This window comes from Hassallia byssoidea VB512170, from assembly GCF_000817785.2.
GTDB lineage: Bacteria > Cyanobacteriota > Cyanobacteriia > Cyanobacteriales > Nostocaceae > Hassallia > Hassallia carrinoi.
The window spans coordinates 91624-102408 of sequence record NZ_JTCM02000006.1; the positions used below are offsets into that span (position 1 = coordinate 91624).

Annotated in this window: 13 protein-coding genes; 6 read left to right on the top strand and 7 right to left on the bottom strand. The window is 42.4% G+C overall.

The features are described 5' to 3' along the window. Window positions 1-63 precede the first annotated feature (63 nt). The 4 genes from PI95_RS04945 (at window position 64) to grxD (ending at window position 2612) form a co-directional block, all read left to right on the top strand. Window positions 64-834 carry a lysophospholipid acyltransferase family protein gene (locus tag PI95_RS04945; protein ID WP_373695679.1) on the top strand — a complete coding sequence of 257 codons (771 nt, stop codon included), beginning with the start codon at window positions 64-66 and terminating at the stop codon, window positions 832-834. 313 nt (window positions 835-1147) lie between these two features. Further along, window positions 1148-1780 carry a hypothetical protein gene (locus PI95_RS04950; RefSeq protein ID WP_201280297.1) on the top strand — a complete coding sequence of 211 codons (633 nt, stop codon included), beginning with the start codon at window positions 1148-1150 and terminating at the stop codon, window positions 1778-1780. A 211-nt stretch (window positions 1781-1991) separates the two neighbouring features. After that, complete coding sequence (locus PI95_RS04955; protein WP_039744177.1) at window positions 1992-2249, top strand: BolA family protein; 258 nt, start codon at window positions 1992-1994, stop codon at window positions 2247-2249. Between the two features lie 39 nt (window positions 2250-2288). Then, a complete protein-coding gene (gene grxD, locus PI95_RS04960) occupies window positions 2289-2612 on the top strand; it encodes a Grx4 family monothiol glutaredoxin (protein WP_039743774.1) in 324 nt (107 codons plus the stop codon). A gap of 318 nt (window positions 2613-2930) precedes the next feature. Here grxD and PI95_RS04965 read toward each other — a convergent pair whose 3' ends face one another. Further along, a complete protein-coding gene (locus PI95_RS04965) occupies window positions 2931-3191 on the bottom strand; it encodes a DUF6761 family protein (RefSeq protein ID WP_039743776.1) in 261 nt (86 codons plus the stop codon). A gap of 564 nt (window positions 3192-3755) precedes the next feature. Here PI95_RS04965 and PI95_RS04970 point away from each other — a divergent pair. After that, window positions 3756-4547: a response regulator gene (locus PI95_RS04970; RefSeq protein WP_039743778.1), complete on the top strand. Its 792-nt coding sequence runs from the start codon at window positions 3756-3758 to the stop codon at window positions 4545-4547. Window positions 4548-4600: 53 nt separating this feature from the next. Here the strand turns inward: PI95_RS04970 and PI95_RS04975 are convergent, their stop codons facing one another. The 4 genes from PI95_RS04975 to PI95_RS04990 all read right to left on the bottom strand — a co-directional run bounded on the left by PI95_RS04975 (window position 4601) and on the right by PI95_RS04990 (window position 7199). Further along, window positions 4601-5365: an ABC transporter ATP-binding protein gene (locus PI95_RS04975; RefSeq protein ID WP_052324901.1), complete on the bottom strand. Its 765-nt coding sequence runs from the start codon at window positions 5363-5365 to the stop codon at window positions 4601-4603. Between the two features lie 115 nt (window positions 5366-5480). Then, window positions 5481-6044: a hypothetical protein gene (locus PI95_RS04980; protein ID WP_039743781.1), complete on the bottom strand. Its 564-nt coding sequence runs from the start codon at window positions 6042-6044 to the stop codon at window positions 5481-5483. A gap of 67 nt (window positions 6045-6111) precedes the next feature. Beyond that, the gene (locus tag PI95_RS04985) at window positions 6112-6573 is read right to left on the bottom strand and encodes a DUF4079 domain-containing protein (protein ID WP_039743783.1); all 462 of its coding nucleotides are present in this window, start codon (window positions 6571-6573) and stop codon (window positions 6112-6114) included. A gap of 233 nt (window positions 6574-6806) precedes the next feature. Then, entirely contained in the window at window positions 6807-7199 is a 393-nt protein-coding gene (locus PI95_RS04990; protein ID WP_039743785.1) for a DUF1830 domain-containing protein, read from the bottom strand. 589 nt (window positions 7200-7788) lie between these two features. Between PI95_RS04990 and PI95_RS04995 the strand changes: the two genes are divergently transcribed. Further along, the gene (locus PI95_RS04995) at window positions 7789-9381 is read left to right on the top strand and encodes a photosystem II high light acclimation radical SAM protein (protein WP_039743787.1); all 1593 of its coding nucleotides are present in this window, start codon (window positions 7789-7791) and stop codon (window positions 9379-9381) included. Between the two features lie 53 nt (window positions 9382-9434). Here PI95_RS04995 and PI95_RS05000 read toward each other — a convergent pair whose 3' ends face one another. Beyond that, a complete protein-coding gene (locus PI95_RS05000; protein ID WP_039743789.1) occupies window positions 9435-10220 on the bottom strand; it encodes a hypothetical protein in 786 nt (261 codons plus the stop codon). Window positions 10221-10262: 42 nt separating this feature from the next. After that, the gene (locus tag PI95_RS05005; RefSeq protein ID WP_039743790.1) at window positions 10263-10568 is read right to left on the bottom strand and encodes a hypothetical protein; all 306 of its coding nucleotides are present in this window, start codon (window positions 10566-10568) and stop codon (window positions 10263-10265) included. Window positions 10569-10785 lie beyond the last annotated feature (217 nt).

The window sequence follows — 10785 nt, forward strand, 5'->3', positions numbered from 1 at the left end:
GAATCTACGGTGTATCTAACATAGCTTTAATCACAATTGACCCGACAATCAGCAGCCACCGTGATGATGGAACTTCACACTTTTGCTAATACTTGCCAGAAAACATCTGCCAATTCACAAACAATTGCTAAATTGGCTCCTACGACCTCTCAAGTTTCTCCTTGGTTAACTCCCTTGGCGTATGTGTTAGGGCGTCATTTCCTTTTACCGTTTTTCTTTCGCCAAATCAGGATCGTCGGCGAAGAACATATGCCTACGACGGGTCCAATAATCCTCGCTCCCACCCATCGAGCGCGTTGGGATGCATTGCTAGTACCCTACGCTGCTAGTTGCTGTGTGGCAGGTCGAGATTTGCGTTTCATGGTAACAATCAGTGAATGTCAAGGGTTTCAAGGGTGGTTCGTTCGACGCTTAGGTGGGTTTCCTGTAGATCCTAAACGCCCGTCAATTAGCACTTTGCGGCACGGTGTTGAACTACTCCAGCAAGGAAAAACCTTGGTTATTTTTCCCGAAGGTGGGATTTATCGTGATGGTGAAGTTCACCCATTAAAGCCAGGAATTGCACGTTTGGCTTTGAGTGCTGAATCTAGTCATCCAGGACTGGGGGTGAAAATTGTCCCGATCAATATTAATTACAGCCAACCTTATCCGAACTGGGGTACGGATGTTAGCATCCATATTGGTTCCCCGCTATCAGTAGCAGATTACACTCATGGTTGCGTGAAACAAGATGCTAAACGCCTGACAGTTGATTTAGCAAAGATGCTGCAACAATTAAGCCATCACTCTTCAGAGATGATTAATCACAGATTTGCTGAAGTTCCTAATTCTTAGTCATGTGTTATGAATTCGGGCATTGGGCAATTTGAGGAGGGGGGAAAGGGAAAAGGGTCCCCACTGCGTTCGGTCGCCAGACTTGAAGCATGTGGCGCTAAAGGAAAAAGGATGAGAAAGAAGAAATATTTCCCCCTTGCCCCCCTCCCCTTGTCCCCTGTACGGTGGCGTGCGGGAACTCGATTACACCAATGTTTAGTCTAAAACAAAGAAACTTAGTATGTAGCTTTGCTTTTATCAGAGACCAAAACAGAGTTAAGATACCCGAAGTTTCCATACTTATTGTGTGTAATTGTCGCGCCAATTTATAATAATGAACTTTGCTGCAATTCCCTTAATTCGCTTCAGTTGTTTATCATTGCTAGCAGCCCTCAGCTTGCTATCACCTGTGAATGCTCAGGTAATCAAGTTACCAAGCAATCCTAACCAAGCACAACCGATCAACCCTGATGACCCGAACAATCTCCGTCCCACTGCACCAAATGGTACTCTTTTAAGCATTGAGGGGGGCAAGCGTCTGATGAGTGAGGCAAGTAGTGCAGTTGGTTCTCAAAACTATGCTACTGCTGCGAAGAAACTCCAGGAAGCACGTCAGGTTTTTAACCAGCTATCTAATTTTTATCAAGACTTGAATTCTAGCTTTTCGGGAATTGATAACAGAATTTCTGATTCCCTGCGAAAAAAGGCGTTAGAAACTGCTCAAATGCGAGATGAATCTACCTATCAGCTAGCGCTGGTACATCGGGCGCAAAATCAACCTGAATTAGCTGTGCCTTTGTTGGTTCAGATTATTCGCTCTCAAAACCCAACGCGAGAATTAGGTAAGAAGGCTTACCAGCAGTTATTAGAGTTAGGTTTTGTGGATTCTCCTTATCCTCGCACTGGTAGTAGTTCTTCTTCGCCCTCTCCCCGCACTGGTAATAGTTCCTCTTCCCCAAAGAAATAAAAACTCTTTTTTCGTTGATTATTCTTTTCTCTCCTTGCCCCCTCCTGAACCCCCAATGCTAGGATGGGGTTATGTGCCATGACATGGCGTTCTCAAAAAGTGGGCGATCGCTTTGGGCGTGTGCTAACCATTGCTAAAATCTTATGTTGGCAAAGGTAAGCGACAGGTATTTGTTGTTAATAATAGAAACAGAAGTTTTTCAGGAATGGCGATGATTAGTCCGCAGCAAGTTGAAGCAATGATCAAGGCGGAACTGCCAGATGCCCAAGTTCAGGTGCAAGACTTGACTGGTGGAGGAGACCACTATCAAGTCACTGTAGTTTCATCGCATTTTGCAGGCAAGGGGCTGGTGCAACAACATCAGTTAATTTATCGCGCTTTGCAGCAAGCTATGTCAAATGATTCAATTCATGCCTTAGCACTCAAAACCTATACTCCTGAGTCTTGGCAGACAACAGCCGCTTCGTAACTCCTCACTCTTGAAACCATAATAGGAAACCGAAAGAACATGACACCAGAAGTTAAAGATAAAATTGACAACTTGGTAAGCCAAAACAAGATTATGGTTTTCATGAAGGGAACCAAGTTGATGCCTCAGTGCGGTTTCTCCAACAATGTTGTACAGATTCTCAATACCTTGGGAGTTCCCTTTGAGACGCTTGACATTCTCGCTGACCCAGAAATCCGTCAGGGAATTAAAGAATATTCTAATTGGCCCACAATTCCCCAAGTCTATATTGATGGTCAATTTGTCGGCGGTTCCGATATTTTGATTGAATTGTACCAAAAAGGCGAATTGCAGCAAATGGTGGAAGTTGCTTTAGCTTCGTAAACCAAAACGTATGAAGCTATGTGTGATGCGTATGAGGCGATCGCGCCGCGCCGCGTGCCTCTAAAAGAGCGCAGCGTCTGGTGACAGGAGAAGAGACGCTTTTTGATGTGCGATCGCCTTTATGCGGGCGCTTTGCGCCCGGAGCGCTTGTTCTAAAATTCCTTCAGCTTTGTTTGGGCTAACCACACAACGCTGAAGGAATATTTTTTATACAATTTGTGCCTGGTCAGACCAATATTGCCCATTGACCAATGCCGATAATATGTTATAATTATCAGCGTTGATTAACGGTTACTAACGATTAACTCTAAAAGGGCATTAGTAGTAATCGTGTTGTCGTTGTGTCTCTGGCTCTGGTTGGGTCATGACAAAGTTTGATCCATCGTACAAGTAGCGGCTGGCTTCCTCTTCTAAACGATGAATCAAATAAGGTTCAATAGTGTTACTATGTCGCAGGGCGGCTAGATATCCATCCAAATACATCCGCATATCATCCGTCCGATAACCGCGATTCCATAGCTCGACGAAGGCGTCGGTAAGTCTTTGGTAGTAGCGAATGGTTTGTGTGTCTTGAAGCATAACAGAGGATAGAAATCTCTTAAGAATGAAAATTGTAAATGATTCACATGCAAATGTGAAGTCATACTTTCAGGTTGCCATCAAATTGAAGATGATAACTCTACTTTGGGGATCACTACCTATTGGCTACAGTCTAACTAGATCCTATTCCAGAAAAAGCGGAATGGGATTGCCAGTTTAGTATTCTTATGATTTTCTCTCAAAGTAGTTCGACTTGACTGAGGGGTGTAAGCATTTATTTCATCTGCCAAATGGAATATTTATTCATATTTATGCTGAAACATAGCTTTGGTAAGGATTAGCTTATTTTGTGAGATGAGAGTTTGTCAATAGCAACCAGCGTGAAAGCAAGATGTTTAACTTATGAGATTTTACTTTCCCGGAATTCTAACAAAAATTTAAGAAGATTACCAATTCACCTTTGCCAAGGCATAAATTACCTACTTGTCAACTTTTTTATTAGAAAAAGTTATGCTAATCGCAATGGAGGTAACAAGGGCTACAAAACCTTAGACATTGGCTTTGTTACTTTGAAAGTCATCGACGCTAAGGGGTATTGCCACCGTGGGATCGGTTTGTATTGAAATCATTGAGGGAAATCCCCATCTGAGGTCGTTGCTGGGTTGGCACTTGCAACAACTAGAGTATCGCGTGCATCAAGCCGCCAGTATTTATCAAGCAAGGGAAGTTTTTATCAGCCAACAACCAACACTAATTATTCTTGATGCTGATTTGCCTGATGGCGATGGCATTGAGTTTTGCCGTTGGTTGCACCGTCAGCAACAACCTTTAATTTTAATGCTATCTGCCCGGACTAATGAAGCTGATATCGTCGCTGGTTTGAAAGCTGGGGCTGATGATTATCTCAGCAAACCTTTTGGGATGCAAGAGTTTCTAGCGCGGGTAGAGGCACTAATTCGCCGCAGACGCGCACCTGTAGCGCCAGCTTATCTCGATTATGGCTCTATCCAAATCGATTTAGTGCAGCGCCGGGTTCGCTTTCAAGGCGAATTTATCGATTTAACACCGCAAGAGTTCAGTTTACTGTATGTTTTGGCGCAAGCAGGCGGAGTGCCTTTAAGTAGGACAGAATTGCTACGTCGTGCTTGGCCCGATGCTATTGATAACCCACGTACTATTGATACTCACGTTTTATCATTACGGAAAAAAGTTGAACTCGATCCTCGACAACCCAGTTTGATTCAAACTATCCGCAATGTCGGATATCGCTTTAACATGGAAATTATAAACGCCAACCCGCCACAATCACAAGCAAAGTTAGCGAAAGAGAGATTTACTAATCAACGTTCAACTCTTAGCAGTCAAGTTTCAGAAGGAGAGGTGGTTACTGGGTAATGGGTAATTGGTAATTGGTAATCGGTAACAACCCTCCAACTAACAACTAACAATTAACCCCATTCTTCATCTAGTTGAGTTTGTGCTTGTGTTAAGCAAGAACGTAAGTTAACCCAGTCTACTTCCACGGCTTTTTGATTTGCTAACAAGCGACCTTGCTGGAGGTGTAATAAGCGGGTACAAGACATCTGAGCTAACTCTAATTGGTGATTTACCATGAAAATGGTGGTTTGATGATTTTGAGTTAGTTTTAAGACTTGCATTAGACGCTCTGCTGTGCCAATGTCTAAAGAAGATGTTGGCTCGTCTAATAATAAGATTTTTGGTTGGATAACTAAAGCACGAGCGATCGCTATTAATTGTCTTTGTCCTGCCGAAAGTTGTACCTCAGTTTTTCCTAACCAATCATTGGGAATGTGCAGTTGTTCTATCCAGTAACTGACACGTTGCTGAATTGTCTGTTTGGCTAAACCACGCAAAACTAACGGGTAAGCTAACGCTTCTGTCACTGTCATTCCCAATAATTTGGTTTCTTGCGGTACGAGTGTCACATTAGCGCGTAACTCTAAGATGGGAATTTGCCGATATTCCTGATTCTCAAGATAGATTTTACCGCTACTCGGTTCATCAAGGCGGTTGATCAGGCGTAATAATGAAGTTTTGCCAGCACCAGTCAGCCCGATAATAGCGAGAAATTCGTCCTTGCTAACCTCAAAGGAAATATCTTGTAATATAGGATATCCTTGTTGGTTGCTTTTAAGGGTTTTCAGTTTGGCAAATAGATTTACTTGCTCTAGCTTTAGTTTGGGATTATCCAAGTGCAAATTCGGTAGGTATTAATTTTTTTATCTCACGCAGAGGAGCCAGTGCGTTGCGGGGGTTCCCCCCGTTGTAGCACCTGGCGTAGCGCAAAGGCGCAAAGGTTAAGAAAATTTAATTTAAGTTACCCAATGTTAAAGCTGTGGTAATAGTCCAAGCATCAACTAATAGTAAGAAGAATGTAGATACAAGTAAAGCTACGTACATCCAGGGTTGTGCTAGAGGGTAGACATCTGTGGTGTCAATGCCAGTTTTTGCTTGCACTTGGCGGACTAATTGGGCAAATCCTGCCACGCGCATCGGTAGTAAATAAGCTTTGCCGTCTTGACTGAGGAAGTAATAAACTAAACCTCCTTGCCCTGTGGTACGAGGTTTTAATTCTTTGACTTGCGACCAAGGTAAAGACCAACCTTTACGAAAGAAGCGCGGAACCCAAACGGGGTAAGTAACTTGAATTCCTTGGTCGTCTAAAATTACTCTTTCGGTTAAGACTGCATACAAAGCAAGAAAACCGATGCTGATTCCTACCCACAATAGTGCTGGGGGTATGGGTGAGGCTGTCGCTTGAGATAAAAAAGGTAATGGCGCTGTGAGGGCTATGTAGAGGCTTAACAGGGCGATGCGAATTAAGGGAGAAAGACGAAAAATGAAAGTTGAGGTATCAGTTGATGCTGTCACGGCTGAAATAGCGATCGCTTGCTTTTATTACATACTAACGAAACGATTCAGCTAGAAAGTCAAACGATTACGGTAAATACTTTTGAACTACAATCCAACCGGTTAAGGATACCCAAGCAAAGCCGATAAATAAAATAATATTTGTCCCGATGTGTAAAGGTCTAGCCCAAGATTTTCTAGCGCTAATTTGGGTGGCACTAAAAGCAGATACTAAAACTAATGCTACGACTATTAAACCGGCTAATAAGTGTGAGGAGTGTCCTAAGGAACCAAAATGACCGAAAGTGCCAACAATACCGATCGCCAACAGCAGCATCACTAAACTTACCATGCAGCAACCGATGATAAAGTGGAGATCGCGCACTTTTTGATTTTCCCCCCCAAACGCCGACATAAAAGACAGATGCCGAGAAGTTCTCATCTGAAACATCAAAACCCCAGTTACCGCAAGCAACAAATAAGCCAATAGCGACAACCCCATTGACCAAGCTGCTATTTTCCACAACCAAACGAAAGAAGGCAGATCCATATTAAGGATTGTAGATGAAAGTAGGGCATGGGGCATTGGGCATCGGGAATAGGTAATAGGTAATAGGTAATAGGTAATAGAAAGAAATTGTCCCCCTTGTCCCCCTTGTCCCCCTTGTCTCCTTGTCCCCTTGCCCCCTTGTCTCCCCCTTCCCCATTCCGCAATGACTAATAAACAAAACAGGGCTGCTGAGTCCAGCAACCCTCTTTATTGAGCTAAATTGTTTTTTTTAATCAACGGATATTCGCACCAGCCATTTTAAAGGATTGTGTTGTATCGCCGATTTTTGTATTAATTGTCTGCATCAACTTTTTTTTATTGATTGGATCTATTCCTGTTTCTGAGTCTGTACTAAACTCATTAGTACTAGGTTCGTCTAGGGCGAGGCGATCGCATGGAATTGTATCCGATAAAATTGCGCTTGCCATCATGCCCGTATGAATCTCTAGGTGAGCAACTTTTGGTGCTTCAAAAACTAATCGTTGTCCGGGAAAAACCACCCGTTCAAAGTACCAGCTGGGAATATCTGAAATGCGAGCCACCTGTATTTTGCTCGTGGCATTAACGTAGCAGCAGAGAATTTTCCCTGATTGCTCTGGTGGTAAAGAATCTAATATTTGAGCCATAACTGCTAAAAAGCTTTACGCCACAATTTTATATTACACCAGCAAAGCTAGCATCGACTGATCCCCATATGCTGTAACTGCGAATACCAACTGAACTTTTCTTGATAATTTCTATCATAAGTTATGTCAACTCTATGAAAACATTGTTAAATTTTCTGCCTTTTGGGAAATTGTAGATTAAGCATCAATCTTTTTCAGATTTTACTCTTTGGTGAAGCATCTATAACTTGCTTGATATAAGTAGCGACCACCAATAGCGGAGATTCCCTTATTTTTCCTATACCTGGGGAGGGAATTTTTTGGATTCACTTAGTAAGCGACTAACACACCGCAGGCGATCGCTTAATAGATAAACTCGGTGTTATCGTAAAGTTATATGGAAATTGCTTTCATAAAACTCATCTATAAAAACCATACATCTGTAAAAGCAAAGTGATAAGCGCTATTGCCACAGATGTTACATCGCTCTTTACTGGTATCAATCATCGGCGCAAATGTCAAGCACGAGAAGTGATAAATAAAGAAAAACCACATCCAAGACACTTGAAACTGAAATATTTCTCTTTTTTTCTCCCTGAATAATGGCAAGATGAAAGTTAAAACACCGATGATGGAAAACCGAATTCTCTACGTTCGCCTTCCTTGTAACCCCATTTTTCCCATTGGGGTAGTTTATCTTGCGGATCACGTTCACAAGCTATTTCCCAATATCGAACAGCGCATTTTCGATTTGGGAACGGTGCCACCTTTAGATTATTACTCTGCTCTTGATAGGTGTATCGATGAATTTAAACCGACACTGTTAGTATTTTCTTGGCGGGATATTCAAATTTACGCCCCAGTCGGTGGACGTGGTGGAAATCCGCTACAAAACGCCTTTGAATTTTACTACGCGAAGAATCCTTTTATCAAATTACGCGGCGCATTAGGCGGTTTGCGAATCTTCATCGCCTATTATGTAGAGTTGTGGCGAAACTTGGGATTAATCAAACGCGGTTTAAAACGCGCTCAAAAATATAATTCTCAAGCCCGTGCGATTGTTGGTGGTGGTGCAGTCAGTGTCTTTTACGAACAGTTGGGTAAAAGCTTGCCTAAACAAACAATTATATCTGTAGGTGAAGGCGAAACTCTCTTGGAAAAACTTTTAAGTGGTAAAGAGTTCCGGGATGAACGCTGTTATGTGGTGGGAGAAACTCAACCACGCGATCGCTTAATTCACGAACAACCCACCCCGTTAGAAAAAAGCGCTTGTAACTACGATTATATAGAAAGCATCTGGTCTGACTTCAACTACTATCTGCAAGAAGAAGACTTCTACATCGGTGTGCAAACCAAGCGCGGATGTCCTCACAACTGCTGTTATTGCGTTTACACTGTCGTTGAAGGCAAACAAGTACGCATCAATCCAGCGGATGAAGTTGTCGCCGAGATGCGTCAATTATACGATCGCGGCATTCGCAACTTCTGGTTTACCGATGCCCAATTCATCCCCGCACGAAGATTTATCAATGATGCTGTCGAACTTTTACAGAAAATCGTCGATTCTGGAATGACAGATATCCATTGGGCAGCATACATCAGAGCAGACAACCTGACACCAGAGTTGTGTGAATTGATGGCAAAAACCGGGATGAACTACTTTGAAATCGGTATCACCAGCGGTTCCCAAGAACTTGTCAGAAAAATGCGGATGGGGTATAATCTGCGAACCGTCTTACAAAACTGCCGCGATTTAAAAGCAGCTGGTTTCAACGACTTAGTTTCCGTCAATTATTCATTTAACGTCATTGACGAACGTCCCGAAACTATTCGCCAAACGATCGCTTACCACCGCGAATTAGAAAGAATATTTGGCGCTGATAAAGTTGAACCTGCTATTTTCTTTATTGGATTGCAACCGCATACCCACTTAGAAGAATACGCTTTTAAAGAAGGCATCCTCAAACCAGGATACAATCCAATGAGCTTGATGCCCTGGACAGCCAAGAAATTATTATGGAACCCCGAACCCCTCGGTTCCTTCTTTGGTGAAGTCTGCTTGCAAGCTTGGCAACAAAACCCCAACGACTTCGGACGCGAAGTCATGAAAATCCTCGAAGAGAAACTCGGTTGCGCTGACTTAGAAGAAGCACTTTCTGCACCAATAGAAAGCAAAGAAAAACAGTTGGCTGGAGTTTCATAAACTCTTTTCTGAGAATAAACCCGGTTTCTTAGAGAAACCGGGTTTATGAACGTCTACTTATCCATCATAAAATCGAATTCATCGTAAGGCTTGGCATATCTAACTGCCAAACGAAAGTCGCTAGGTTGAGAAGTCTTCCACGCCCAAGTATAACTATTCGTTTGGTTTGCAGGAATCTCGTAGGAAGCTAACTTTCCATCCTTTTCTATTGCTTGCCACTTATTTTCTGGGTCATTGTGTTTTTTAACTTCAAAACGAACTCTAGGACCCTCATATATTTGACAATAATTTTGTCCTCCAATTGGGCAAGATGAATTAGATGAGCTTTGATAAGAAATTACGTGATTGTTGAAGTCATTTTGCACAGATTTAGCGCAAGCTTTCCCCCGCCATTCCTTGATATTGTTCCATCCAATGGTATATTTATAGCGAGGTTTACCCCAACACTCTCCATTCGTAGCAGAATTAAGACAGTCTTCTGTGAAAGCTGAATTATTATTGGGTGTTCTGTCTGTCCTAATATATGGATTGTTGGACAAAAATCCACCTGCAATTGAAGATGTAAAGTTAGCGTTATTACAAGCTAAATCGGCATTTTGTGCCTGAATTGGCGGTTCACCACTCAGTTGGGTATTATCTGTTGGTTTTTCTACCGCGCCACTGGGAACTGTACGCAAAACATCCGATTCAGATGGCGAGTCTTGTCTTTGCGTAGCATTTTCGATCACATCCTGCGCTTGTACTGGCAAAACGTGCATGTTGCCGACTGCAAAATTTGCTACCACAAAAATAGCAATCGTTGCCACAAAAATTGCGAAGATACGTAATATTCTTTTCATAGCCTTGCTCTCTTACCTAATGCATTTGCTTTCTTAGTAGTTTCACTTGCGAGTTGGTGTTGTTTTAACTACGCAATCTCCATTACCCGTGCAACCATTTGAATTGCTACATACCGTAATACACACATTACCTACATACGCACAGCACGTACCATTTGCTATTCTTTTTTTTCTACCCGGAGCTTTTAAATCTCCGATCGCTTGTCCTTTGTTACAATTAAGCTGGCTTTGTTGTGTTTCTTGTATCTGCGTCAAATTCAAGTTGCCTAAAGGAGCATTGTCAGCAATGACAACACTCGGTGATACAAAAAGTAATCCAAAAACTGTTAGAAGTCCAATCTTTTTCATATTTTTGCTAGTTGTTAAGAATTATTATGCAGCTTAGATGTCAGCCAAGTGGGAAATGTGCGTCAAAGCTAAATTCACCAACAGGACTTACGCACAAGTCACGGAAAAACGTAGACGCGGAGGGCATAGAGAACACAGAAGTTGAGAGGAGCGTTGTTTGTTTTTGCGTAAGTCCTAATCAACTTGACTTTCTACTTTTCCAAGATGGCTTATTTGA

Bases quoted from the DNA above. Each gene is read 5' to 3' on its own strand.
- PI95_RS04945 (WP_373695679.1), top strand. From the start codon at position 64: ATGATGGAACTTCACACTTTTGCTAATACTTGCCAGAAAACATCTGCC.
- PI95_RS04950 (WP_201280297.1), top strand. From the start codon at position 1,148: ATGAACTTTGCTGCAATTCCCTTAATTCGCTTCAGTTGTTTATCATTG.
- PI95_RS04955 (WP_039744177.1), top strand. From the start codon at position 1,992: ATGATTAGTCCGCAGCAAGTTGAAGCAATGATCAAGGCGGAACTGCCA.
- grxD (WP_039743774.1), top strand. From the start codon at position 2,289: ATGACACCAGAAGTTAAAGATAAAATTGACAACTTGGTAAGCCAAAAC.
- PI95_RS04965 (WP_039743776.1), bottom strand. From the start codon at position 3,191: ATGCTTCAAGACACACAAACCATTCGCTACTACCAAAGACTTACCGAC.
- PI95_RS04985 (WP_039743783.1), bottom strand. From the start codon at position 6,573: ATGGATCTGCCTTCTTTCGTTTGGTTGTGGAAAATAGCAGCTTGGTCA.
- PI95_RS04990 (WP_039743785.1), bottom strand. From the start codon at position 7,199: ATGGCTCAAATATTAGATTCTTTACCACCAGAGCAATCAGGGAAAATT.
- PI95_RS04995 (WP_039743787.1), top strand. From the start codon at position 7,789: ATGAAAGTTAAAACACCGATGATGGAAAACCGAATTCTCTACGTTCGC.
- PI95_RS05000 (WP_039743789.1), bottom strand. From the start codon at position 10,220: ATGAAAAGAATATTACGTATCTTCGCAATTTTTGTGGCAACGATTGCT.
- PI95_RS05005 (WP_039743790.1), bottom strand. From the start codon at position 10,568: ATGAAAAAGATTGGACTTCTAACAGTTTTTGGATTACTTTTTGTATCA.